Here is a 26,981-nt window from a genome sequence, read left to right as displayed (position 1 = left end):
AAAACGTGGAAGGCATCGCTTCCACGTTTTCTATTATCTAGCAATGACAGTTACGATCAAGACGATTAGGACTCATTCGGATTTTGCGAAACATCGGAAGTGTCCTGGGCCTCTTCAGGTGATGCCGAGGCTTCCATGTCTTCGTCTGAAGAGCTTTCTGCAACCAACTCTTGCAGTCGGTTCTCCGTGGCCGGGGAATCATCCATCACATCTGCTTCTGGTTCTGGATTGATGTCTTCCAACCGTAGGGTCGGCGCGTTTTCCAGCAACGGGAAGCTATCCTGCATCGCCGCGGTTCCTCGATTAACCAGTTCTTCCAAAGCTTCACGGCGATAGCTAACTTCGGAGTCCTGGAACACACGGAAACCGGTTCCGGCAGGGATTAAGTGACCGAGAATCACGTTTTCTTTCAAACCCACCAAACGGTCAACTTTGCCTGCCAGTGCAGCTTCAGTCAGAACCTTAGTGGTTTCTTGGAAGCTGGCTGCCGAGATAAAGCTGTTGCTCTGAACCGACGCCTTGGTAATACCAAGCAACTGAACAGACGCGGTCGCTGGCTTAGGCTTCTTGCCTTTTGCAGGCTTGCCTCCGAGTGCTTCGATCTGGCTATTCGATTGTTCGACGGCTTCCTTCGGAACGATTGCTCCGAGCGAAAATTCACTATCACCTGGATCGGTGATCTTGAGCGACTTGCCTAGTTCATCATTAACGCGACGAAGTTCGAATCGGTCGACAACAAGTCCAGACAAGAGGCTTGTATCGCCAGGATTTTCGATCTTAATCTTTCGAAGCATTCGCGCGATAATCGTCTCGACGTGCTTGTCGTTGATTTCTACACGCTGGCTGCGATAGACCTGTTGAACTTCGTGCAGCAGGTATTGCTGAACAGCTTCTTCGCCACTAACGCGAAGGATGTCGTGAGGCACCAAAGGGCCTTCGATCATCGCTTGTCCAGCCTTGACGATGTCGCCTGAGTGGACAAGGAAGCGTTTCCCTGGCGGAACCAAGTGTTCTACTTCTTTACCGCTTTCGCTCTTGACGATAATCGCTCGCTTACCGCGTTTCTTTTCCTTCGAAATTTCAACGATACCGTCCAACTCGGCGACAACCGCTGGCTCTTTTGGTTTTCGTGCTTCAAAGATTTCTGTAATCCGCGGCAGACCTCCCGTAATATCGCTAACACCGGTTGCTTCACGAGGCATTTCCGCCACTTCCGTACCGGCCGAGACCATCTTGCCTTCTGCGATAATAACAACCGCTTTTTCCGGCAAGAAGTAGACATCCAACGGCTTACCGTCTTTGTCTTCGACGACGATTTGCGGGTGGAAGTTACCGCGATGGTCGATGATCACACGTCGAAGGTTTCCGCTTGGATCCTTTTCCATGCGCATCGTTTCGCCTTCGATCACGTCGTCGTAGCGAACCTTACCGCTGACTTCTGCAAGGATCGGAATCTTGTGCGGATTCCATTCGCAAAGAACTTGTCCCTTTTCAACTTCTTGGCCTTCCTTGACGGCAAGACGTGCACCCGTTGGGACGTCATATTTCTCAAGTTCACGGCCTTTGTTATCCAAGACCAAGATCTCACTGTTTCGCGTCAGAACGATATCGAAGCCTTCTTCGTTTCGCACGACGCGCATACGTGTCAGACCGATGATACCACCACGCTTACACTTGATGTCGGACTCTTCTACACCACCGGTCGCCACGCCACCGATATGGAATGTACGCATCGTTAACTGAGTACCAGGCTCACCGATGCTTTGTGCAGCGATGATACCAACAGCCATGCCCTCTTCGACCATGGAACCGGTACTCATGTCCATACCATAGCAACAGCGGCATACGCCTAACGGAGCATCGCAGGTCATCGGAGAACGAACTTGGATTTTCTCCAAGCCCATCTCTTCAATCTTACGGGCTGCTTCTCGAGTGATCATATCGTTTTCGCGAACTATCACTTCTTCCGTAACCAAGTTCACGATGTTTTGACGGCTCACGCGACCGATAATTGCATCAGCCAAGCGGACTTCCACCTTCTCACCGCGGTAAATGATTCCCTTCGTAATACCTTGCGTTGTACTGCAGTCGTGCATCGTGACAACCACGTTCTGCGCAACGTCTGCAAGCTTACGAGTCAGGTAACCGGAGTCAGCCGTCTTGAGTGCGGTATCGGCCAAACCTTTACGAGCACCGTGCGTCGAACTGAAGTACTCCAATACCGACAGACCTTCGCGGAAGTTAGCTTTGATCGGAGTATCGATGATTTCACCAGTCGGTTTCGCCATCAGACCACGCATGCCAGCCAACTGGCTGATCTGTGCGATACCACCGCGAGCACCGGAGGACGCCATCAAGAACACAGGGTTAACATACCACGTGCCTCGGTGCGTATCATGCTCCATGGCCGCGAGCATGTCTTTCGTGATCAATTCGCGAGTGTTTGTCCACGTATCAATTACCTGGTTGTAACGCTCTTGGCCAGTGATAAGACCTTTATCGTAGTTCTTCTTGTAGTTCATCACCTTCTTGTCAGCTTCGGCGATGTGCTTGGTCTTCGAATCGGGAGTGATCAAGTCGTCGGTACCGAACGACAAACCGCTGCGCGTCGATTCACGGAAGCCCAATTGGTTCATGTCGTCAAGCAATCGAATCGTTGCGCGTCGACCTAAGTTCTGGTAGCAGTCGCTAATAACGGTAGCCAAGTCACCGCTCTTGAGCGTCAGGTTGTAATAATCCATACCTGGAGCCAGGATCGAATTGAACAAAATCCGGCCGTATGTTGTTTGTACAACCGCGCCGAACTTGCCTGAGCCATCTTCCGTCTTCAACCGGCGATGTGCTGGTAAACGAACCTTAATCCGTGCATGCAGCTCGATGATGCCTTGGCTATGCGCAAAGTCAGCTTCCTGCGTCGTGGCAAAGATCATTCCTTCGCCCTTGCAGTCCGCTTTCTCAACGGTGATATAGTTGCAACCCATGACCGTGTCCTGGGAAGGCGACATAATCGGCTTACCATTTGACGGAGCGAAAATATTGTGCGTGCTCATCATCAGCGTGTGAGCTTCAACTTGAGCTTCAATCGACAAAGGCAAGTGTACTGCCATTTGGTCGCCGTCGAAGTCCGCGTTAAATCCCTTACAAACCAGTGGATGCAAGTGAATTGCGTTGCCTTCCACCAAAATCGGCTCGAACGCCTGGATACCCATGCGGTGCAGGGTAGGGGCTCGGTTGAGCAATACTGGATGGTTGCGGATTACTTGTTCAAGAATATCCCAAACTTCTTCGTCCTTGCGCTCAAGCATCTTCTTCGCAGACTTAATCGTATCGGCGTGACCGAGTTCCTTCAGCTTGCGAATAATGAACGGCTGATAAAGCTCCAAAGCAATCTTCTTTGGCAAACCGCATTGGTGAAGCTTCAGCCGAGGGCCTACCACGATGACGCTACGTGCCGAATAGTCGACGCGTTTTCCAAGTAGGTTTTCGCGGAACCGACCTTGCTTGCCCTTGATCATGTCAGTCAAGCTCTTAAGTGGGCGAGAGCTGGAACCTAACACGGGTCGCTTGCAGCGGTTGTTATCGAACAATGCATCAACTGACTGTTGCAACATTCGCTTTTCGTTGCGAATAATAACTTCAGGTGCATTCAAGTCGACAAGCTTGCGCAAGCGGTTGTTTCTGTTGATAATACGACGATAAAGATCGTTCAAATCGCTGGTCGCGAAGTTACCGCTATCGAGCAATACCAGCGGACGCAAGTCAGGCGGAATAACCGGGATGACTTCGAGAACCATCCATTCAGGTCGGTTATCGCTGTCGCGAATCGATTCAACAAGCTTGAGACGGTTGATCAGATCTTTCTTGCGTTGCTTGCTGTTCGTCTCCGACATTTCGATTCGCAACTGCTCGGAGAGCGAAACGAGGTCGAGGTTCATCAGCAATTTGCGAACAGCTTCTGCACCCATTTCGGCTTCGAACGCGTCTTCGCCATATTCTGCCTTAGCCGCTCGATACTCTTCATCCGTCAGCAATTGCTGGACTTGCAGTGGGGTCGTACCGGCGTTCGTAACCACATAGTCTTGGAAATAGATGATCTTCTCAAGGCTAGTGGTCTTCATTTCCAAGAGGTTACCAAGACGGCTTGGCATTGCCTTGAAGAACCAAATGTGGACAACCGGAGCCGCAAGCTCAATGTGTCCCATTCGTTTACGGCGAACGCGACTGTGTGTGACTTTAACGCCGCAACGATCGCAGATCATGCCCTTGTACTTCATGCCGCGATACTTACCGCACGCGCATTCCCAGTCCTTCTCTGGACCAAAAATCCGTTCGCAAAACAAACCGTCTTTTTCGGGACGATAGGTTCGGTAGTTAATCGTTTCTGGCTTCTTTACTTCGCCAAAGCTCCAAGAGCGAATGTCTTGAGGACGAGCGAGCGAAATCTTGACCGAGGTGTAGTCATTAACGCGGTCGTAAGTGTTTTCCGCAGTGGCCATGAGTTTTCCCTGTCGATGTAATGAGTTCTATTGAGGATGTTGAGTAAAACGAAGTGCGATTGAAAAACTAGAGAGCTCTCTTCTCCAATCGCATGTTCAACGCAAGACCTCGGATTTCGTTCGTGAGAACATCGAAGCTAGCTGGCGTACCTGCTTCCAGGGTGTTCTCTCCCTTGACCATCGATTCATAAATCTTGGTCCGTCCTTCTACGTCATCACTCTTCACAGTGAGCAGTTCTTGCAGAATGTAAGCCGCACCGTACGCTTCCAGTGCCCAAACTTCCATTTCCCCGAATCGCTGGCCACCAAATCGCGCCTTACCACCCAACGGTTGTTGTGTGATCAGCGAGTAAGGACCAGTGCTTCGAGCATGCACTTTGTCATCAACCAAGTGGTGAAGCTTGAGCATGTAGATGTAACCAACAGTCGTCTCTTGATCCATCGGAGCTCCGGTGCGCCCGTCGGTTAGACGAATCTTTCCGTGACGAGGCAAGCCAGCAGCTTCCAAAGCATCGTTAATGTCGTCTTCGGTTGCTCCGTCGAACACAGGCGTAATCGCTTGGAAGCCACTATTGGCACCAGCCCAGCCCAAGTGCGTCTCGAGAATCTGACCGACGTTCATACGCGAAGGAACGCCCAACGGATTCAAAAGAATCTGCAGTGGAGTACCATCTGGCAAGAAAGGCATGTCTTCAACCGGTAGCACCTTCGAGATAACCCCTTTGTTACCGTGACGTCCTGCCATCTTGTCACCAACGCTGATTACTCGCTTGGTCGCAATGTACACGCGAACCATTTGCAAGACACCGCTTCGCAGCTCGTCGCCGCGTTTCATGCTATTAACATTTCGATCGCGAATGTCTAAAGCACTTTCCACTGCAGGCCAGTATTGCTTATGCACCGACTTGACTTCGGAATGTAACGCAGCGTCGATTCGATTCAACAAGCGAGACAAGTTGAAGGTCTGTGCTTTTTCGGCTAGGAACTTCGGATCATGCCCGCCGGTTAACGGAGTGCCATCTTCGTCCGTAAGCTTGCCACCAATCACTTGTTGCAATGCATCAGCTAAAGCTGAAAACGCTTGAGCAATACTTTCATTGCCTTCAGTTTCCAGCTTCTTCAAGTCACGCTCGAATTCACGTCGCTCTTCCTCAGACAGACTCATCCGGCGGGAAAATTTCTGAGTGTCGATGACAATACCTTCGACGCCCGAACTCACTTCCAGTGAATCGTTCTTAACATCTTCACCCGCCCGTCCGAAAATCGCATGAAGAAGCTTCTCTTCTGGCGTTAGCTCTGTTTTGCTCTTTGGCGAAACTTTACCGACCAGAATGTCGCCTGGATGAACGTAAGTACCGATGCGGACAATGCCGCTCTCATCCAAGTTTCGTAATGCCTTTTCACTAACGTTCGGAATGTCCCGAGTGAACTCTTCGCGACCAAGCTTGGTTTCGCGAATTTCGACATCGAACTCTTCAATATGAATCGAAGTGTATGTGTCGTTCTTGACGAGCTCTTCGCTAAGGATAATTGCATCTTCGTAGTTGAAGCCGTCGAACGACATAAATCCAACCAGTACGTTGCGACCCAGTGCCAATTCACCTTGGAACGTTGAGGCCCCGTCCGCAATAATTTGGCCCTTTTCCACTTTGTCGTTTAGCTTGACAATTGGCTTCTGATTGAGGCATGTGCGTTCATTCAAGCCTTGGTATTTCTTCAGCTCGTAAATGTCGGACCCAACTTCGATGCGGGTTGCATCGACATAAGTCACCTTGCCAGCTCGCTTGGCGCGAACCACCATCGAACTATTTTCCGCGACGACTTTCTCCATACCCGTACCTACAATCGGCGGCTCAGCAACCAGCAACGGCACAGCTTGGCGTTGCATGTTAGAGCCCATCAACGCGCGGTTAGCATCGTCATGCTCGAGGAACGGAATCAAACCAGCCGATACACCAATCATCTGGCTGGGCGCAATGTCCATATATTGAACTTGACCCGGCAGCACGATTTCGAAATCGCTGCGGTGACGAGCGATAAGACCTGGGCCCTGCACGAGAGCCGAATCTTTAACTTCGGTATCCGCCGGAGCGATGTAGGAGTCCGCTTCTTCATCGGCTCGCAACCAAACGACTTCGTCAGTAACGATTCCCTCGGCGACTTTGCGATAAGGCGTGATCAAGAAACCATACTCGTCGATTCCTGCGTAAATCGACAACGAACTGATAAGACCGATGTTCGTACCTTCAGGCGTCTCGATAGGGCAGATACGACCGTAGTGCGAAATGTGAACGTCGCGGACTTCAAAGCCAGCACGTTTTCTATTTAGTCCGCCTGGTCCTAACGCCGACAAACGTCGTTCGTGCGTTAGCTGCGAGAGCGGATTGGTCTGGTCGACGACCTGCGAAAGCTCACCCCGACCAAAGAAGTAATCGATTGCCGCCGAGATGCTCTTGGGGTTCACCAGAGAGCGTGGCGTCATGTCCTCGACTTCCTTCATCCCCATGCGTTCTTGCACCGTACGACGCAGTTTCAAGAACCCCTTACGCAGTTCTTCACATGCGAGTTCGTCGATTGTTCGCAGGCGACGATTGCCAAGGTGGTCAATGTCATCAAACTCTGCCGAACTGTCCTGATCAAATAGATCCGTCAAATACTTGACCGAGGCAACCAAGTCATCGGCTCGCAAAGTCATTACGTCTTCAGGAACGTTCAAACCCAACTTGCGATTGATGCGAAAGCGTCCTACACGTCCCAAACGATAACGCGAATCGTCGTAGAACTTCTCATGGAAAAGCGTGCGAGCCTTTTCCAGTTGTGGCGGATTGCCAGGACGAAGCCGCTGATAGATTCTCAAGAGCGCTTCTTCATGGCTGCTTGTGTTATCTTCCGCCAGCGAATTCAAGATGTACGAGTTCCGAGGGGCCGGCATGACTTCGATCGACTTCACACCAGAGGTGCAAAGAGTTTCAGCCATGTTGGCCGAAATCTTCTGGCCAGCTTCAATCAAAATCTCGCCTGCACGGTCGCTGCTGGAAGGATAGACAACATCGTCCACCGCGATTTTACCTTCGATTGCAGGCACGCTCGCTTTGCCAGAAATCTTCTCGACCGACGTTGGATAGAACGTCTTCAGAAGCTGCGCGTCAGTGCTGTACTCAGGGCTCATTGCTCGCAAGAGCGTAAACACTGAGAACTTACCGCTTTGGTCGATACGAACCGACAAGCTATCCTTCTTGGTCACGTTGATCTCGATCCACGAGCCACGTTCTGGAATGATTCGGCAGCTAGGCGCCTTGCGGTCACTCGTGCCTTCAGTCTCTTCTACAAAGTCAACGCCCGGCGACCGGTGCAACTGGCTCACCACGACGCGTTCCGCACCATTGATGATGAACTCACCACCGCCCAACATGACGGGGATATCGCCCAAATACACTTCTTCCTCAAGTGGCTGTTCGCGATTGATGCGGAGCCAAACCTTAAGCGGTTTGCCAAAGGTCAGACGCAGCTGACGGCACTCTTGAGGCGTATAACGAGGTTTGCCGAGCTCGTAACGCAAGTACTCTAGCGTCACGCTCTTGTCGTAGCTCTCGATCGGGAAGATCTCTTGAAAGACCGATTCCAGACCTTCGTCCTTACGCTTGTCCGACGGCGTGTCTTCCTGCAAAAACGCTTCATAAGAAGCAGTCTGAAGGGTTGTCAAATTCGGTATCGAAAACGCAGTCTGAGTACTACCGAATCTTCGTACAATTGTTGGTTCAAGCCGACGCTTTGAAGTTGTCGCCATAGACGGGAGTCACTCCGCAAAAGTATTGGGGTCAGAAACTGCTATGAAATGCAAGTCGCAAATCGCGAGAAAACCAGCTGCACTATTCTGAATAGGCAGCCGAAAACAATGGGTTGCCGATTACTATCGAAACCCATGCGAATGCAGGTGCGCATCGGCGCAAAGATTGCCATTGCGTGCACGAAGAGAAAAGTTTGCGATCCAGCCAAGCCACAGTCCACGGCAAGAGTGTAACGTAACAAAATACATCTCGTAAACCGGAAAACCGGCTCGAGACGAAATTATTTTCCTCTTTTGAATGTCAACGCTAGCGTTGTGGCGTGACATATGCACTACAGATCCGTCCGCAGTGGCATAGTGGAATCTATCAACAAACGAGCTTCGAACACCGTTTTACCAAGCAATTCATGCCTGAAACCGGTGCGCTGATAGCTACAGGATACCGTCATAAACGCTCGCCGCTATCGACCAGCATTCACAGGTATCACTTTCGTTATTGAAATGGCAAGGCAAATTTGACGGTCCGACGAACTGCAGATTTGAGCAAGCTTGGCCCCAGAAAGCACCCAATACGTGCACCAGGAACTGCGGCGTTTGAATCCTAGGAATGCGACCACGAGACGCCATTTCATCAATGGCGCGGGCAGGTTGCAAAACCAAGCTCATTCAATTCATGACGCCATGGCCTGACTTTTGTTGAAAGCCAGTCGAGCACAGCCGTCTAATCGCGACACATCACAAGGCACTTACTTCAGTTCTACCGAACCGCCAGCGCCTTCAAGTTCCTTCTTGACCTTCTCAGCGTCTTCCTTGGAAACGCCTTCCTTGATCTTGGCAGGAACCGCTTCAACCAACTTCTTGGCGTCCATCAGAGAAGCGCCGGTTAGGTTCTTCACAACCTTAACAACGTCAAGCTTCTTATCGCCAAAGCTGGTCAAGATGACGTCGAACTCAGTTTGTTCGACGGCTGCGGCAGCACCGCCACCAGCGTCCGCAGGTGCAGCCATCATGACAGCTCCGCCAGCAGCAGCTTCAATTCCATGGACTTCCTTGAGGTAGTCGCTCAATTCTTTTGCTTGCTTCAGGGTCAAGCCAACAATTTGCTCGCCAAGATTTTTGATGTCGTCAGCGAAAGTGGTTGCAGATTCAGACATAGTTCAAAATACCTTAAAAGTGAAAAACAGACAGTTCCTAGTTTAATGCCGCCCATGAAGAGCAGCGCACGTGTACAAAAATGAATTTAGCTTGCTTCGGTTTCGGCTGCAGTTTCAGCATCGCCACCATCGGCAATCTTGTCGATCTGGCCAGCAATCTTGCTGCCCGGACCCTTAAGCTGCCCAGCGAGCATGCGTCCTGGTCCAAGGATTTGACCGACCAACATGGAGATTTGCTCTCCCCGGCTTGGCCACTTGCTAATGGCCAATACCTGTTCGCCCGTCAAGCCTTCGCCGTCCATGACGCCGCCCTTGACTTCGAATCGCTTGAATTTGCCCGACTTGCTGATCGCAGCCATTTCACGAGCCAGCGACACAAAGTCTTCAGCTCCAAAAATGATTGCAACGCTTCCCGACAAATTATCGAACGCAGGGCGAAGAGAAGTGCCTTCGGTTGCACGCGCCGCTAAGGTTCGCTTAACAACCAAAACGTTCATGCCCTTTTCGCGAAGTGACTTACGGAACTCATAAGAGTCATTCCCGCCAATCCCAACGACGTCAGCAACGACTGCATCGCTCACGCCTTCAAGGCGATTCGCGATATCGCGGCTTACAAAGCCTTTGACTAATTTACTCATACTTTTCAGACCTTATTCTCAGTAGCCCGATTCTTCGCGAATCGTTTAGCACGTTACTCGAACACTGGGACTCATTGTGGCACAGATCGCAATCGACTTGATGTAAGTGCCTTTCACAGCATTTGGCTTGATCGACTGAATGTGTCCCACCAAATGGCTAATGTTCTCGATAAGCTTCGTTGCATCAAAGCTCATTTTCCCGACGACCGCATGAAGGTTGCCCCCCTTGTCGTTCCGGAACTCGACTTTACCAGCGCGGTACTCTTTGACGACTCGTCCGACATCCGCCGTAACCGTTCCAGCACGAGGCGAAGGCATCAATCCGCGAGGACCAAGCACCTTACCGAGCGGACCAACAAGTCCCATCATGTCTGGAGTCGCAATGCAGACGTCGAAATCAAGCCAGCCTTCCTTGATTCGCTTGGCCAAATCGTCCGATCCTACAGCGTCGGCACCAGCTTCTTCAGCCACTTTTGCCAAATCGCCTTTGGCGAACACGACCACACGTTGAACCTTGCCGATCCCATGAGGCAATACAATTGACCCACGAACAAGCTGGTCGGCTTGAGCAGGATCGATCCCCAAGTTCATGTGCAGTTCAACCGTTTGATCGAATTTCCGCGGTGGAAATTGCTTCAACGTGTCGACAGCTTTGTCAAGCGGCAGGACCGTCTTTGATGACGTCTTGCTGCTCATAACCTTCATTGCTTTTGTTTGCTTCGCCATAAGTTTAGCCCTCTACAACCTCGATGCCCATGGAACGTGCCGTGCCAAGAATCATGCGGCGAGCATGCTCAAGATCGCGGGCATTAAGGTCAGCCATTTTCTTTGTGCAGATTTCATCAACCTGCGCATTGGTGACACGACCAACTTTAGTTTTGTGCGGTTCGCCAGAACCACTCTTGATTCCCGCTGCAATCTTCAATAGTGCTGCAGCAGGTGGGCTCTTGGTGATGAATTCGAACGAACGATCCGAGTAAACCGTAACCACGACGGGGATCGGAGTTCCCGCAAACTCGCGAGTGCGTTCATTGAACTGGGATACGAATTGACCCAAGTTCACGCCGTATTTACCAAGCGAAGTACCGACAGGAGGGGCTGGCGTTGCCTGGCCTCCGGGTACCTGAAATTTCGCTTGTCCTGTAACCTGCTTTGCCATCGAATTGCCTTTTCAAGTGCGTGTGCAACGACAAAAAAGCCGCTGCTGACGATGAATGTTCTATCGCGCTGTAACGTTTTATCTACGAAAAATGAAATGTAAGTGTCGGCTTCGCTTGCGGAAGGGCCAGCAATCGTGTCGAGGACAACGCACTGCCAACAGTTTGAACCCTAAATCGATTCAATCTGCCAGTGGTCTAACTCAACAGGAGTACTGCGGCCAAAGATACTGATGATTACGGTCACTCGACCATTGGCTTCGTCAATTCGATCGACGTCACCTTCGAGATTTTGGAAGTTGCCTTCCTTCACTCGAACACGATCCCCTCGCTTGAAAGGTATCGAAGTCTTGAGTCCCGTCTCATCGTCTTCTGGAGGATGAACAAGCCGAATTATTCGTTCGACTTCATCATCATTCATCGGAGTCGGCTTGCCTGCAGCGCCGGTGAAATCGCCAATGCCCGGGACTTCCCGAACAAGGAACCAAGAGTCATCACTGACCGACATGCGGATCATGAGATAGCCCGGATAAAGCTTACGCTTTACGACTTTGCGCTTGCCGGTTCGTGTGTACTCAACGACATCTTCGGTTGGAACCAGGATCTCGTCAAAGCTTTCCGAAATGCCCGATAGCGCAATGCGTTTCCGCAGCGCTTCAGCAATGGAATCTTCGCGATTGAAAGCAACCTTCAGGATATACCAACGCAGGGGCTCTGCTGGCCTATCATCAGGTGACTGATCCAAAATGTCGTTCACGTAAATCGAACCCTTCGCGCCAGTACCGACGACTTTCAACAAGAACTCACATCAGTAGACTCCGCATTACAAGAATGCGGCAACAGTATGTTCGCCCGTTGCGAAAATCTCCTGGCGGTATCCCTTTACAATCGACTTCGTTGCCAATGCGTTAATAGCTAAGCAACAAAAGCAGAACTGCGAGGAATCGCCGTTAGGAAATGTTTAAAAATTGGAATATTGCTGTCCATACCAAATCGTATGCAAACAACAACATCGCCATGAAAAAGATCACGAATATAACAACCGACGACGCTTTGACAAGTTCAGAACGCGTCGGCCACGAAACTTTATGCATCTCGGCTTCAACCGAGATCAGGAAATCTGCAAACTTAGGCCAATTGACCACTCGATAACCAAACCACATCCCGGCTGCAAGCAGCAGGACTGGCAAGCCGCGACGAAGCGCTACCGCCGCATTTTCAGACACACCATCAAAGGAGATGTCCTGTAGCACGGATTCATACAGACGCCAAGAACCCAGCGCAACCGCAGCCCAAATCGCCAAGCAGGTTACCTGCCGGACAATACGCCCTTGATTACGCTTGTATATGTCGCCTAAGAACAAAGCACTTAGCAAAGTGCGTTCTGACGTCGCATTATCGCTCGCCATTGCGATCTAATTCTCCAGAGCCAAATTTCGGTACAACCGGAATCAGCCCTTCACAAAATGTGTTCAACTCGAGTCATAATCACAAAGTCACCCGAATAGCAGGGGCGGCAGGAATCGAACCCGCAACCCCCGGTTTTGGAAACCGGTGCTCTGCCAATTGAGCTACACCCCTGGGTGGCTTAGTTCTTGCATACAAGCTGCAAGTTAGCCAGAAGCGATGCATTCTTAAAATGCATCGCTTCTAAATCTCTTGGCGACGGGCGTGTTAAGTCCGTCACGTTAATCTAGAGCGGTTCTGGCAACCGCTTCCAATACTACTCAATGATCTTGGTTACAACGCCGGAACCGACCGTCTTGCCACCTTCGCGGATAGCAAAACGAACGCCGTCATCGATAGCCACAGTCTTGTGCAATTCGACTTCCACGCTGACGTTGTCGCCAGGCATGCACATTTCAGCACCAACCAAGTTAGCACTGCCGGTTACGTCGGTGGTGCGGAAGTAGAACTGAGGGCGATAGCCACTGAAGAACGGAGTGTGACGTCCGCCTTCATCCTTGCTCAAGCAATAAACTTCAGCATGGAACTTCTTGTGAGGAGTGATTGAGCCTGGCTTAGCCAATACTTGGCCACGCTCAAGGTCTTCACGCTTCACGCCACGCAGCAAGCAACCGACGTTATCGCCAGCTTTGCCTTCCTTCATTTCCTTGCGGAATTGCTCAACGCCAGTGACAGTCGTCTTGACCTTGCCTTCATGCAAGCCAATGATCTCAACTTCTTCACCAACCTTGATGACGCCACGCTCGATACGACCAGTAGCAACCGTTCCACGACCTTCGATGCTGAAGACGTCTTCAATTGCCATCAAGAACGGCTTGTCTTCTTCACGCTCTGGTTGAGGAATGAAGCTATCGATAGCATCAATCAAATCCGAGATGCACTTGGAAGCAGCTGGATCCTTTGGGTTTTCGTAAGCAAGCTTGGCGTTTCCGCGGACGATTGGAGTGTCATCGCCAGGGAAATCGTACTTGTTCAACAGTTCACGAATTTCAAGTTCAACTAGTTCCAACAACTCTTCGTCGTCAACCAAATCGCACTTGTTAAGGAATACCACGATCGCTGGCACGTCTACTTGGCGAGCCAAAAGAACGTGTTCCTTCGTTTGAGGCATAGGGCCGTCGGCAGCACTGACCACAAGGATCGCGCCGTCCATCTGAGCAGCACCGGTAATCATGTTCTTGATGAAGTCGGCGTGGCCTGGGCAGTCGATGTGAGCATAGTGTCGGTTCTCCGACTCATACTCAACGTGCGAAGCTGCGATTGTCACTGTCTTGGTCTCATCGCGAACGGTACCGCCTTTAGCGATATCCGCATACGACTTGGCCTGAGCTAGCCCCTTGGCAGCTTGGACAGCGAGCAGTGCACCCGTGGTGGTTGTCTTGCCGTGGTCAATGTGACCAATTGTGCCCACGTTACAGTGCGGTTTTTTACGTTCAAATACCTCTTTGGCCATTGTGCTAATTACCTAAAAACAAACCAAAAAAATGCCGTGAGGTTCGTTACCCACGCGCGTCAACAACGAAACACATCGTTGCGCCATTTTGCATGCGCCTTGCGACGCACTAGAGCAACGAAACCCAACTCAACCACCGACAGCGAGAGCTGCTGATGGGACTTGAACCCATGACCTCTTCCTTACCAAGGAAGTGCTCTACCAACTGAGCTACAGCAGCCTACATCTATCGAATCAGAGCGGGTGAAGGGAATCGAACCCTCGTATTCAGCTTGGAAGGCTGCTGCTCTACCATTGAGCTACACCCGCAACGTCTTATTCTCACAGTGTGCCTCTACAGACACACCACTCTGCAAATGGGTACGGTTAATACCCAGTCATCTAATACTTTTTCATTTTCAATGGAAGGTGTAGGATTCGAACCTACGTAGCCGAAGCAACGGATTTACAGTCCGTCCCCTTTAACCACTCGGGCAACCTTCCTGGAAACTTTTGGCTCCCTGCATCCAACCGTACGCAAGAGCCAGCGAAGGGATTCGAACCCCCGACCGGCTGATTACAAATCAGCTGCTCTACCAACTGAGCTACGCTGGCGAAACGTCGCCTGTCGACAAAACTGGCTTTCCAATACTATGGACCAGTCGATGGGCATGCGATGTGTTGTCCGCAGAGAGTGCAAAAGTGTACTGGCCTCTCGTAAAGTCGCAAGACGGATTTGGAGGCCATTTTAACCTTTGCAGTGATTTTTTCAGCATCGCCCGAGCCCTCCCGACCCTCGTTTAAGCCAGAAAAAAGCTAGCTCAGGTGGTGGTCTCGATGCGATCAACCGCGAAAATTCGCACGCGTTGGGTTCATGCGCCCCCTCTCTAAAACACCCGGGATTTCACGGAAATAGATCAGAAAAGCGGCATTGTCAATGGGTGGAGGGCTTTATCCAATGAACTTGCCCAGCCAAAAGAGACGGCAGTGGCCGTGTAACTTTAGCGTACCAACGGGAATGTAGAGCTTCCATGCTTCTATGAAAGTCGCTATTGGGCAAAAGGCAAATTGCGACATTTTTAAGTCCACTGCCCTCATGCTTTTGTTGTATCCGCCGTGTCGGTCGAGTCAGAATAATCTGGCAAACGCGTCTAGATCCTGTTCCCCTCGGCGTCAAAGAAGGCCTCGCTCCGCGCCGCCGGCGACGTTTGCCAAGCGGATGAAGGAACTCGGCCACACACAATCGCAATTGTTGCCGCTTCTTACAAATTATCTCGTAGACCTAACTTATTGACCATGAAGATAGCGACCAGAATTCTTATTGCTGAAGGGATACTGTTAATAGCAAGCGCAGTCGTTTCGCTATTACTGGTGATTGCATCTATTCTATTTCCACTTCCAACGTTAAAGCTTTTCGCCGACTACTCAATTAATGTACCAATCGTCCTAGCGCTGATCTGGAGCACTCTTCTTATCATCTTAATGGTTTCTGCAGCGCTGTCTCGAGCATCTCAGGATTGACAGATTTTCTATAGTAGGAACTCAGCGTGCTTAGATGCTGACCGATGCCAATTCGCGTGTTACGCTCTTTGGTTTCGATGCGTTGGGTCGACAAGTTTCGCGGACGCTGCCGCTTGGCCAATCCGAAACGATGTCCTATGACGATCGCGGGCGTGTCATCTTGTCCGTTTCCTTCGAAGGCGTTTATAGGCGGACCGTGTACGACGATTCTAGTGTCGGCGGGGGCCGAGTCACCAAAGAAGAAATCTTTGCCAACGCAACCGACTACAACGCCTTCAAAAATGGCGGAGCGTTTAATGGCAACCTGGCCGCTGGAGTGAAATGGGAACGCGTCGTCTATCGTTACGATGCCTTTGGCCGCAACGTTAGCACTCAGCACATTTACGCATCCGGTGCGACGACCGGCAATCCGACCACAACGGTCACGACCGATACTTGGTCAACCGCGTTCGATGCGCAAGGGCGGCTCACGCAAGAATCCTCTCCGACCGGTGTCATCGGTTACGAATACGATCCGCTCAATCGCAAGACACGAACCTGGGCTGGCAATGTCGGAGCTACTGTTTCGACGGCACGCAGCGATATCACCTACACCTACGATGCGTTGGGACGCCTAGCGACGGTCAACACTGTCAAACGCGATGGTGCGATCGTCGATTCCAACGGAGCCGGCGCGGGCACTCCACCGGAATCGACTCTCTATCATTACGATCTACTCGGTCGCGCTGACTATGTAGAAATGCCCAATGCAGTTGTCGAAGATTACACGTTCGATAGCCTGGATCGTCTGAGCAGTATTAAACATTACGTTTCCGATGGAAACAACGCCGTCTTGACCGACAACGTTCTGAAGGACAGTTTCAACTACACGTATCGGGCGGACAGCAAACGCACGGCAGCGTCCGAGACGATTAACACCACAACGGTCCGAACCAATAGTTTTACTTGGAACTACGATGCGGCAGGGCGATTGATCTCGGAAGCTCTTGATAGCAACGACAACTCGATCGATCAGACCAAAAGCTACGTTTACGACCTGGCTGGCAATCGATTGAAGAAGACCGTCGATAAGCCATCGACGGGTTATGTCGATCAAGTCTTTGCCTACGGCTTTGACTTCAACGACCGCATGCAAAGTGAAACGCTGGACAACGGCTCCAATGGAGTTGGCGTCGATCAAACGACCAGCTTTTCTTGGAACGTAACGCAGCAAGCGAGCAAGATCGTCGCGATTCCAACCGTGTCGACGGTGACGCAAACGATGAGCTACAACTTGTTGGGCAAGGTCGCTTCGATCGTGACGGAAACGAAGAACGGCAGCAATGTTGTTACGGGCCGCACCAAAGTCGATTATCGTTACGCCAGCAGCGGTGTTCGATTTATATCGCTCGATTGGAACGATGCGAATCTCGATGGTACTTTTGCGGCAGGCGAACAAACTGGCAGCATCGAATACTTGATTGATTCGATGAACATGACGGGTTATGCCCAGACGATTCTGGAGACGACCAAGAACGCCGCAGGCCAAGCGACCAAGCGCATCTCGTATACGTTTGGCACCGATGAGATCACACAGACTTCGTCAACGTTGAATCCAACGACCGGTGCCATAACCGCTTCAACCACGAATACGTTCGGTCACGATGGCATTACAAATGTTCGGGTGTTGTTTGGAGCATCAGCAGCGATCACGCAAGCCTACACGTACACGGCGTTTGGCGAGCTGCTATCGATCTTGAATACGGCTGGAACGAAGCTCACTGCACCAGCCACCGGCAACTACGAATCGTTGGCGCAGACGAACAAGCTCGCCGACGGCGAAGCCTTCGACAACCGTACAGGGAACTACAACCTGCGTGCAAGAGATTACAACGCTCGCCAAGCGAACTTCCTCACGCTCGATCCATTCGCCGGTAACCCAAACGATCCATTCAGCTTTAACAAGTACGGATTCGTGCACGGCGACCCTGTGCAATGGATGGACCCGAGCGGGCTCAGTTTCACAACTGCTGCTTATGATCAAAGAGTTGTTGCCATTGGCATGCCGATTATCAACGGCCTCCGAGCTTTAGGCGGTCAGTATTTTGCCGTGCAGAATACCCTTGCTGCTATCGCGAGTTCGCCGTTTACTTTGCCGTTCTCGCTTACTGCGGCAGGTGCACTTAGCTCAACAACGTTATGGTTGATTATTTCTACGGCTGGCACCGCTGTGTCGTTAGAACTTATTGCATCGGCAATTGTCACCGGGGCCGCCGAGCAAGCCAGGGATGCGACACGAGCTGAAGTTATAGCCTGGACTGAAGCAAGAGCCATCGGTTTGGCGAAATCCTTAGAGGAAACGCTTCGAAGACTTAAACTTCCAAAAACGGCAGTTTTCTTCGACTTGGAATTCTTGTGGCCTGCGGTGTACGATTTGGATCGAAAACACCTTACCGTTTTCCCAACTGACACGCTTCTCAACTATTTTAAGCGTAGCGAAAAAGATTCTGACGCACTACGCAGACAGATTAAAGCTGATTTAGCAGCGACAGGACAGTTTGCAGGCCCGGGCGAAGAAATGCACGAATTTCCTTTTAACAAAACGATGCAAGCTTCTCGTTTTCATTCTTCTGCTTCCTATGTAAGCGGCGTCGAAAACTTTGAACAGGGATTGGCCTTCAACGCGATGAGACGCGTAGCGGGCCTCAAATCAGGTGATCCGTTTTTTGTCTTTCAAATCCCGAAGAAATTTGCGATGGATCCGACAGGGGCAAGCGACACGCAACATTTTATTATGCCAAACATGTTTTTTGGATTCCCTGACAACGGCATAGCCTAGGTAAATTGAAAATGAATACGAGCGAACACCGCAACGATGTCGTCAAAATTGGAAAATCTGGTACTCCGGTATTTAAGTTTAAAATGGTTCAATCTCAAGAACCAATTTTGAAACCGATCACAAAGTTTGGCGGTAGTCCAAATTGGATTGATGAACCAACATGGCCAGTCAGTCGTTCAACAAATCGACCAATGACTTTCGTTGGACAAATACTCCTAGAGAAATGTATTTTCCCCGATTTGGATGAAAAAATGCTCTATCTCTTTGTGACTACGGAGATCGATTTTTGGGAAGTATCTGATCCTGCCAATGGCGAAAGCGCGGTGATCATTCAACCGGGTTGTGACGTCGTGGCAGTCGGCACTTTAGCAATAAGTAGTGGTCCGGCAATACGAAGCACGTTTATTTCACGAATCGAAGCTGAGTTTAGCGTCAACGGCACACTTTCCGACGATATGCCAGGACCAGTTTCCGAAGAAGAGTATCTGAACCTTGGTAAATACTGCTATCTTGGCGGCTTGCAAGTGTTAGGTCTGCCGGAGGGCGACATTGAAATTCCAGATGGTTGGCGGATAGCGCTTTACATGAACGGAACGGCATTCGACGTCGAAGTTCCAGGGTATGGTCCCACCGTCTACGTCATCGTAAACACAGACGTTACACAAGCCGAAATCCGCATATTAAACTGCTAATCGTTTTATACGTCAGTATACTCGGAGTTGCCAAGTACGAGCCGGAATTGAAGCGGTACACGTACACGGCGTTTGGCGAGCTGCTCTCGATCTTGAATACGGCTGGAACGAAGCTCACTGCACCAGCCACCGGCAACTACGAATCGTTGGCGCAGACGAACAAGCTCGCCGACGGCGAAGCCTTCGACAACCGTACAGGGAACTACAACCTGCGTGCAAGAGATTACAACGCTCGCCAAGCGAACTTCCTCACGCTCGATCCATTCGCCGGTAACCCCAACGATCCATTCAGCTTTAATAAGTACGGATTCGTGCACGGCGACCCTGTGCAAGGCGTGGATCCGAGTGGGCTTTTCATGCTCGACGATTTAAGTCGTAGAGGGATTGTCGCGCATCTTGCTTTTTCCCTTTACTGCGAGTTTGTACGGCCATGGATCTTCCAAGCGGGTGGCACGCTAGGGGCAATTCTCGGATTGGTCGAATCCGCGTTACTAAAACCTGATCTCGTAGATGACGTCAGCAAGGATTATTTCGAACTAAAACCATCCTCCCATGCCAATCCCCTAAATGCACACCTTACCTCGAAAGACAACACCCAAATGACGGCATATGATAGCGTATTGCAACCGTTGGGATTCACACGCGGTGATTCTGCGAGTTTGGTAAATCCACTTGGGGGAAACCCAGGTGGGATAGTCTATGTGCCTGGAGAAGGCTGGTCGCTGCTGTGGCTAACGGTAGCCCCAAATCCGCTTCCTGGAGGATACGATGGAAAAGGTTTCATCCATTATACGTTCAGAAATGTTAGTAAGTTGTGGAACGAACGTGATGTATTTGAACCTTCCCCGTTTGATGTTCCCATGTTTGTCTACGAACCGGTTATTCAGGGCGAGAGAGTACGAATTAACACTTTTGACCCAATCTATGCGCCGCTAGTACAATATCAATATGATCGTCAACTCATGACAAATCTGGCAGGCGGCCTCAGTCTTCTTGCGATAGGAGCGAATGCACCGCAAATCCTTACTGGCGTCGAATTTGCGATGATTAGAATTGGAGCGTTGTTGGGTGTCCACAAAGTTGCGGGCTGGGTTTGATTTCGTAATCGTTATGCACAAGAAGGAAATGCTCGTATGCATTTAAACTCGATCAAATGGACTTTAGTACCTTGTATTTCAATCGAGACGGAAGATGGAACACGTTTCGATGTGAGTGAATTTTTCATCTCGGATTATATCAATATCGGATTAGTACAGCAAATATTTACAGACAACAGTTACCTCACTTCCGCAGAACGAGAAAGTGAATTCGACACCTATCTAAAAAACGAGACGTCGGTTGCGTTATTGCGGAAAGGACGTGAAATCTCTTCGGTTCCGGCGAGTTTCTTGAGCCCAAATGACATAAAACACTTTGTTGAATTAATAGATTTTGATTTACCAAGCGAGGAGCAATGGCTAGCAGCGTCGATTCAGTCGATGCGTAAGACTGATCGTACAGAACCGTTATATGAAAAACTTACAACAACATTAAACATTAAGTTTGACTGCGCCGAGTTTGTGAGATTTGGGAGCGAAATCATAATCCGCCATCTGCCCAGGTACAAAATCGCTCCTGGCTGGCAGAATTATACAAACCGTTCATTCTGTGAGATAAATTATTATGATGCAGCGGTGTTTTTTCGGTTAACAAAGCCAGCTTAATGCGTGTCCCGAAATTGACGTGTGCATAAAAAAATGGCTATGAAACCGTTGCTTAAAAAATCTCATAACGGAATACGGAGTCATAGCGATGGAACGCAATTATCCCTGCGACCTTACCGAAAATCACTGGCAGTTGTTTTATCCTCTTCTGGCACCCAAGTCGCCTATCAACGTGGCTTTGATGCAGGCAAGAAGATTGCTGGCCGTAATCGACATCTGATAGTCGATACACTTGGACATTTCATCGCAGTTTGTATTCATGCTGCGAGGGTTCAAGACCAAGAAGTAGCGAAGTCGGTTTTGCGAAAATCGCGAGCAAAGGTGAAGAAACCATTGGTTATCTTCAGCGATAGCGCCTATGATCGCATCAACTTGCCAAAATGGACAAAACGAAAATGCCGTTTTATGTTGCAAACGGTCTTGCGTCCAATTGAGAGTAAGGGTTTTGCGATCCATCCCAAGCGTTGGATCGTCGAGAGAACATTTGCGTGGATCAATCGCTGCCGTCGACTTAGCAAAGATTACAAAAGGCATCCGGACTCATGCAAAGCCATGATTGAAAACACGATGATTGTACTGATGTTGAAGAGGCTAGAAAACCTACAAAACTAAATTCGGGACACGCTCTTACGGTGAGTGATGCTTCGTTTCCTATGCACTATGTAAGGTTTGAATGAAATATTATGGGTAACTTTTATACAAGTCTGGTTGCTTTTGATGCAAATATTCTCGATGTCATTGACACTTTGCAAAGGGTACCTTTACATCATGGTTTTTTATACTTTGAAGAGTACAAACGCCACTTGTATATTTTTGACGCTACGTTCCCTTATCTTGATCGCAAATCTAGAGACCATTTCGAATCGCAAATCTCTACGTCAAAAGTTGCTGCGCTAGTTGCTATTGAGAATTGCGATGATGACAGTCTCAACATACGAATGTATTGGAATGGTCGCAGCGCCGGCAACTATTGTTCAAACGACCGGATAGATGTCGGTCGATTCTCCGCCGAATTGTGCAGAATCGCAAAATCCGATGCTAATAGTAAAGTGCTCGCTAACGTTCTTGAAAGCGATTTTGCTTTTGAATTCCAACGGCACCAAGAGATTGCTAAACTACTTGGAATTAATCTTGTTGTCTCATTTTCAAATTATGCTGATATGCAGTCCAATCTAGACACACTTGATCAAAAGAGAATTTTTCTCTATAGCGGAAGTGAAACGTCCGACGCGTCAAAACATACTGGATAATTCGGGGCAATCGCACAACGAATGTTCATTTCTTGCCTCCATTAGATGCGAATCTACCACCCTGTGCAAAAACCAAGTTCAAGTCGAAAGTGGTCGTTTAGTAGAGTTGAGCCATGAAAGAACCAACATGGAGGGATCTCGAAGAAAGCAGTCGATGCTACAGGTCACTGTATCTGGTGGAAAATCTGCAGCGACAGCGCAGACGATCGGCAAAAGCGATTGTCAGTCGCTGAAGGAAAAGCAACGCTCAAAGTAACTCGATTAAGCCGCTGTTCGGCTAGGCAGTCTCCAAAATAGTCGTTAATGGCTTTTGAGCAATCGTTGTCGATACTCAAAAGGTCTAACTCCTTGGTGCACATCTCTCAACTAGTTTGCGTGTGAGACGAGTTCGATAAAAGTCTACGAACTCGTTTCATACTGAATGAACGATCGAACGGGTCTCGAACTCGCTTAACCTATTGCAGCTCTTGGCTTTAGAAAGATTCTAAAAGAGTGTGTTGTTACATAGAGGGTTGCGCCCGGGGAGGTGGGTGGCTAGATTTGTAAACATTGTTGAAAATTGTTACATTCATGGGCTGTCCACCCTTAACCTTACTTGTGAAATCGCATTATGTCCGTCGCGTTTCCGTCGACACAGTGGTCTTTGGTCCGAAAACTTGCCGACCCACAAACTCGCGAGGATGCCTTTCAAACGCTTTGCAAAAAGTATTGGGGGCCTGTGTATGCTTTTCTTTGCCGACGCTATCAGAGTGCTGATGCAGAGGATATCACTCAAGAGTTTTTCTATATTGTAATGCGGCAAGATTTGTTCGAGCGCGCAGATTCTGCAGAGGGCAAGCTTCGCTCTTGGTTGCTCAAGTCGCTCGATTACTGCCTTGCCAATCGAGCGCGTTCGCTTAACTCTGTGAAGCGAGGTGGCCGCATTACGATCTGCGGTCTCGAGGATGTGGGTTTGCGTACTGAGTTGCAGGGAATCGCCGCTGCAGCACCAACACCCATCGACGCTTTTGACAAGGCCTGGTTGACCAGCCTGTTGCACAACACTGTCAAGTCACTTGCAAAGCAGTATCACGATGCCGGAAAACAGCAGCTCTTTGAATCGCTTCTGCCTTGGCTTATCTGTGATGACGATAACGCAAACCAGTCTGAGGCAGCCGCAAAGTGCGGAGTAAGCATCCCTCATTTTCGAGTCCACTTGCATCGACTTCGCAAACGATATTCTCAAGAATTGCGAAGTCAGATCCTCGATACCTTAGATGACGAAGAAGAATTTGAAGACGAAGTCAAACGACTCTTTCAAATTTCGAAAAATTCAATCTAATCTGAAAATAACAAAAATTGGTTTGTCGACTTTCAACACGTATCGTGAGGGGGCAAGTGTGTTACACGTGTTCCCCGTTTGCCCGGACTTCGAACTGGAAGTAGCTACGGCGTTTGACCTAGCTACGCTCGCCAGAGCATGGTGATTCTTGAGAGTTTCCATGTTCTGGCGAACGCAGCTACCTATTTAGAAGCAAAGTCTAGTCTTCGTGCCTGTCGAAAATCTCCGGGCCCAAGCTAGAATAGAGGAACATTTTCGATGTCGACGCTGGAGACTTGTAGAAACTGTCGAGCCCCAGCCGTATCGGGTATGCATTACTGTTCCGCATGCCTCTTGATTCCGGTCTCTCTCGGGCCGATTGTGCCAAGCGACCAATCGGTCACGTTTCAACCTGGATCGCGAATCGATCGATTCGAAATCATGGAAAGCCTCGGGGTCGGCGGCTTTTCCGAAGTCTATTCCGTGATTGATGGTGACTCACCCAATCGACCACCACTTGCGGTCAAAGTGATGCGCATGGGGCTCAACTCGACCGAGTTTCTATCACGATTTGAGCAGGAGCACCTCATCCTTCGCCGCTTGGAAGACCCTGGAATTGTGAGGGTCTTTGAGTCAGGAATCACGGAGGATGGCCGTCCGTACTTTGTGATGGAGCAGATCGATGGACTCCGCATAACCGACTATTGCGACTCCGAGCGACTCTCACTTGAATCGCGAGTCGAATTGTTTATCGAAGTTTGTCGAGCCGTGCATCATGCTCATCAAAAAGGGATCATTCATCGCGATTTGAAACCTGCAAACATCCTCGTAACACACCATGATGGTAAATCGATCCCCTGTGTGATTGATTTCGGGCTCGCAAAGGCTGTGGAATCTTGGAACGAGTCCTCTCTCACGAAACCTTCCAACGCATGGGTAACCCGACTTGGCGTAACGCTGGGTACGCCAGGCTATATTAGCCCTGAGCAAGCGGATGGCACCGAAGATACGGATACCTTGAGTGATGCATTTAGCCTAGGCGTCGTTCTCTATGAACTGGTGGCTCAGTCTCCCCCGTGGCCGCATGCGACTTGGAAGCGGATCCCTCACTCAAAGTGGTCGAACTACAAACGGGAAAACGCTCCTCTTAGACCGAGTTCGCATAGTCCGCATTATGCGATGGGAAGACGTGTTGATGACGATCTGGATACGATTTGTTGCAAAGCCTTGGCAGCCGATCGCGATCAACGTTACGAGTCGGTTTCACAGCTCGCCACAGATTTAAGGTATTGGCTCAGAGGGGATCCCATCTTGGCCAAACCCCCTTCACTCGCTTACCGACTTCGCAAGCTTACGTCTCGCTATCGATGGCAAAGCGCTACACTGATCGCGTCACTAGGGGCTTGTTTTGTAGCAGCGGTTTTTGGCGTGACTCTTGCAATTCGAGAACGCAGGTACTCTACCAAACTAGCGGTTGAACGGGGGGCCGCAATCGAGGCCAAGTCTCTTGCGAACGAATTGAGAGAACTCGCGATTCGCGAACGGATGGATGCTCAACAGTCTGCCTACGCATCAAGTATTAAATTAGCGACGATTCAGATTGCAAACGGCCAACCCTATCTGGCGCAACAAATTCTAAATGAGACTCCAACTTCGCTGCGAGGTTGGGAATGGAACTATCTGCAGTCGTCCACACCGCGACCTTTGTTGTCGGTCCCATCAGGGTTGGATAGCCCTGTTTCCTTCGGCATTTCCAGCAATCGTCTCTTCGCTGTGGTTTGTGATGGACACTCGATCTCTCGACTTGACTTGAAGTCCTCCGCGAAGCCGACTGCATGTGAGTTTGAACGCTTAATCCAACACATTGCGATTAGCGACGATGGCCAGTACATCGCTACCCTCACTCATCAACCTTCGTCGTCGTTCATCAAGGTCTACCAGCATCGACAGCACAGTTCGACTCAAGACAAAAATCTATCGGAAGTTTGGTCGTTCCCGGTTCATGGCGACTCCTCACTGGCTTGGGAAAACAGGGACGGCTTACCGACATTGATTGTAGTTGAAGGGAACGGACCTGAACCTGCGACATGGAGCGTGCGGAAGCTAAATGCCTCCACGGGTGAAGTTCTCTTCAAGACCGATTTGAAGCGATGGAAGTTGGCCGACAAGGGGCTGTTGGTCGGGAAAGCATTGGCAATTGTTCGATGCTCGTTCGACCGACTGGCCGTACTTCGATTGTCTGATTTTGCGATTTTGGGTTATGTTTACGGATTCCGAAATACCTTGATTGAAGATTTTGAATTCAACGTTGATGAGACCCGTGTTGTATTCACTCAGGATGGCACCCTCTTTGAAGCAGAGTGGGATCAAGCGGATGCCGATATTGAGACAATAGAACCCTATGAAAGTATCCCATCTCTTTTTGCTGTAGATAAACAATATGGTGAAGTCCATCGACTTAACCGCACAAGCGACCATCGATGGATGGCGATCACTGACACTCATTGCATTGTCGAAGGTCGCGATCCGATTCTACTTCCGACCAAGATTGAAACCAAATTCGTTTCATTGCTGGATGGAACGTATGCCACCATTCAACCGCGCGGCATGTTTGAAATACGAGGTGAGTTGCAGGACTTGGCAGAGAGCCGATTCGCGAGTCGGTCGGTACTGCCCGATCCAGAAGGGCGTCGAGCCACGATATCTCCTTCGTCGGAGTTTTGCCTCTATCAAACTTGGTCACGACAAAACATATTTCGATGTTCTCTGATTGAAGACTCGGGTTCTCTGGTGTTCGAGGCACCAGAGAATCCCAAATTGGAATGGTCAAGGTTGCCGATCTTTCATCCTGATGGAACCGCTATCATTGCAACGCTCCCCACAGCAAACGAACGACAAGAAACGTCAGAGCTTGCGACACTTCGATGGGAAGGCGAAAAGTCTCAAAGCGAACCGTTGCCAATCGCTTCCACGCCTTGGTCTGCTGCAGTTTCTCCTGATGGTGAGCGACTCTACGTGGGAACCATGCGCGGAGTCGCGGCGGTTAATTGGAATCGTCGTGAGTTGGTAAAGGAATGGTCGTTGGACCATGGTCCCTTCGTGGTGATGGCTTTGGCCGACAACTCAGGCGTGTTTGCTGTTGGAAGTGACCATGTGGTTCATCGATTGTCGTTTGATGCCCAATCTACTGCATCCAATCGTATCGTTGGAGATGGACCTGCACTCATCCCTGCGGTATCCGACTATTACGCGGCTGAACAAGTATTGGCAATCACAGATTCTTCTGCAGTAAGTATTTTTCGATTGGGCGATACTCACACAATGATTGAACAAATTCCTGCAGAAGCAAGCGTTACAGCCATTCGTTTTTCAACTGATGGCAATCGACTAGCAATCGCCATGGCCAATCGGAAGATTGCGATTTGGGATTGGAAAGGAAAGCAACGATTGCTTGAACTTTCGACGCGCGGCACTTGTAGCAGTCTAGACTTCAGTCCCGATGGTCGTTGGCTCGTCAATACAGATTATTCCCCATGCCTGACCATCCGATAGTCAAGCTCGTTGAA

General features: G+C 49.9%; 17 protein-coding genes and 5 tRNA genes. 8 read left to right on the top strand and 14 right to left on the bottom strand.

What is annotated here, in order from left to right; translation table 11 throughout:
* Positions 1–65 precede the first annotated feature (65 nt).
* From rpoC to SH451x_RS23860, 14 genes are all read right to left on the bottom strand, one after another.
* On the bottom strand, positions 66–4,496 hold the full coding sequence (gene rpoC / locus SH451x_RS23925) for a DNA-directed RNA polymerase subunit beta' (protein ID WP_479359796.1): 4,431 nt from the start codon (positions 4,494–4,496) through the stop codon (positions 66–68).
* A 67-nt stretch (positions 4,497–4,563) separates the two neighbouring features.
* Complete coding sequence (gene rpoB, locus SH451x_RS23920) at positions 4,564–8,283, bottom strand: DNA-directed RNA polymerase subunit beta (protein WP_479359795.1); 3,720 nt, start codon at positions 8,281–8,283, stop codon at positions 4,564–4,566.
* A gap of 746 nt (positions 8,284–9,029) precedes the next feature.
* Positions 9,030–9,437 carry a 50S ribosomal protein L7/L12 gene (gene rplL, locus SH451x_RS23915; RefSeq protein ID WP_479359793.1) on the bottom strand — a complete coding sequence of 136 codons (408 nt, stop codon included), beginning with the start codon at positions 9,435–9,437 and terminating at the stop codon, positions 9,030–9,032.
* Positions 9,438–9,523: 86 nt separating this feature from the next.
* On the bottom strand, positions 9,524–10,075 hold the full coding sequence (gene rplJ / locus SH451x_RS23910) for a 50S ribosomal protein L10 (RefSeq protein ID WP_479359792.1): 552 nt from the start codon (positions 10,073–10,075) through the stop codon (positions 9,524–9,526).
* A 45-nt stretch (positions 10,076–10,120) separates the two neighbouring features.
* A complete protein-coding gene (gene rplA / locus SH451x_RS23905; RefSeq protein ID WP_479359790.1) occupies positions 10,121–10,801 on the bottom strand; it encodes a 50S ribosomal protein L1 in 681 nt (226 codons plus the stop codon).
* Positions 10,802–10,805: 4 nt separating this feature from the next.
* Complete coding sequence (gene rplK, locus SH451x_RS23900; protein ID WP_479359788.1) at positions 10,806–11,234, bottom strand: 50S ribosomal protein L11; 429 nt, start codon at positions 11,232–11,234, stop codon at positions 10,806–10,808.
* A 170-nt stretch (positions 11,235–11,404) separates the two neighbouring features.
* On the bottom strand, positions 11,405–11,989 hold the full coding sequence (gene nusG / locus SH451x_RS23895; protein WP_479359786.1) for a transcription termination/antitermination protein NusG: 585 nt from the start codon (positions 11,987–11,989) through the stop codon (positions 11,405–11,407).
* A gap of 193 nt (positions 11,990–12,182) precedes the next feature.
* Positions 12,183–12,641, bottom strand: a complete 459-nt coding sequence (gene secE / locus SH451x_RS23890) for a preprotein translocase subunit SecE (RefSeq protein WP_479359784.1) — start codon at positions 12,639–12,641, stop codon at positions 12,183–12,185.
* A gap of 99 nt (positions 12,642–12,740) precedes the next feature.
* Positions 12,741–12,813, bottom strand: a tRNA-Trp gene (locus SH451x_RS23885).
* A 142-nt stretch (positions 12,814–12,955) separates the two neighbouring features.
* The gene (gene tuf / locus SH451x_RS23880) at positions 12,956–14,152 is read right to left on the bottom strand and encodes an elongation factor Tu (RefSeq protein ID WP_479359782.1); all 1,197 of its coding nucleotides are present in this window, start codon (positions 14,150–14,152) and stop codon (positions 12,956–12,958) included.
* Between the two features lie 147 nt (positions 14,153–14,299).
* Positions 14,300–14,372, bottom strand: a tRNA-Thr gene (locus tag SH451x_RS23875).
* Between the two features lie 18 nt (positions 14,373–14,390).
* Positions 14,391–14,461 (bottom strand) — tRNA-Gly (locus SH451x_RS23870).
* 93 nt (positions 14,462–14,554) lie between these two features.
* Positions 14,555–14,635, bottom strand: a tRNA-Tyr gene (locus SH451x_RS23865).
* Between the two features lie 38 nt (positions 14,636–14,673).
* Positions 14,674–14,746, bottom strand: a tRNA-Thr gene (locus SH451x_RS23860).
* Positions 14,747–15,686: 940 nt separating this feature from the next.
* On the opposite strand from SH451x_RS23860, the gene SH451x_RS23855 reads away from it, so the two are divergent.
* The 8 genes from SH451x_RS23855 to SH451x_RS23820 all read left to right on the top strand — a co-directional run bounded on the left by SH451x_RS23855 (position 15,687) and on the right by SH451x_RS23820 (position 26,967).
* The gene (locus SH451x_RS23855) at positions 15,687–18,470 is read left to right on the top strand and encodes an RHS repeat protein (RefSeq protein WP_479359780.1); all 2,784 of its coding nucleotides are present in this window, start codon (positions 15,687–15,689) and stop codon (positions 18,468–18,470) included.
* A gap of 11 nt (positions 18,471–18,481) precedes the next feature.
* Positions 18,482–19,162, top strand: coding sequence for a hypothetical protein (locus SH451x_RS23850; RefSeq protein ID WP_479359778.1), 681 nt, complete (start codon positions 18,482–18,484; stop codon positions 19,160–19,162).
* Positions 19,163–19,209: 47 nt separating this feature from the next.
* Positions 19,210–20,259: an RHS repeat-associated core domain-containing protein gene (locus SH451x_RS23845; protein WP_479359776.1), complete on the top strand. Its 1,050-nt coding sequence runs from the start codon at positions 19,210–19,212 to the stop codon at positions 20,257–20,259.
* 36 nt (positions 20,260–20,295) lie between these two features.
* Positions 20,296–20,865 carry a hypothetical protein gene (locus tag SH451x_RS23840; protein WP_479359774.1) on the top strand — a complete coding sequence of 190 codons (570 nt, stop codon included), beginning with the start codon at positions 20,296–20,298 and terminating at the stop codon, positions 20,863–20,865.
* A gap of 33 nt (positions 20,866–20,898) precedes the next feature.
* The gene (locus SH451x_RS23835) at positions 20,899–21,477 is read left to right on the top strand and encodes a transposase (protein WP_479359773.1); all 579 of its coding nucleotides are present in this window, start codon (positions 20,899–20,901) and stop codon (positions 21,475–21,477) included.
* 71 nt (positions 21,478–21,548) lie between these two features.
* On the top strand, positions 21,549–22,115 hold the full coding sequence (locus SH451x_RS23830) for a hypothetical protein (RefSeq protein WP_479359772.1): 567 nt from the start codon (positions 21,549–21,551) through the stop codon (positions 22,113–22,115).
* 610 nt (positions 22,116–22,725) lie between these two features.
* Positions 22,726–23,436 carry an RNA polymerase sigma factor gene (locus tag SH451x_RS23825; RefSeq protein WP_479359771.1) on the top strand — a complete coding sequence of 237 codons (711 nt, stop codon included), beginning with the start codon at positions 22,726–22,728 and terminating at the stop codon, positions 23,434–23,436.
* Between the two features lie 258 nt (positions 23,437–23,694).
* On the top strand, positions 23,695–26,967 hold the full coding sequence (locus SH451x_RS23820) for a protein kinase domain-containing protein (RefSeq protein WP_479359769.1): 3,273 nt from the start codon (positions 23,695–23,697) through the stop codon (positions 26,965–26,967).
* Positions 26,968–26,981: the final 14 nt, after the last annotated feature.

The sequence above is a fragment of the Njordella aestuarii genome, assembly GCF_056494165.1.
The sequence above is the reverse complement of the archived record's forward strand: the minus strand, read 5'-3'. Positions and strand labels throughout refer to the sequence as shown.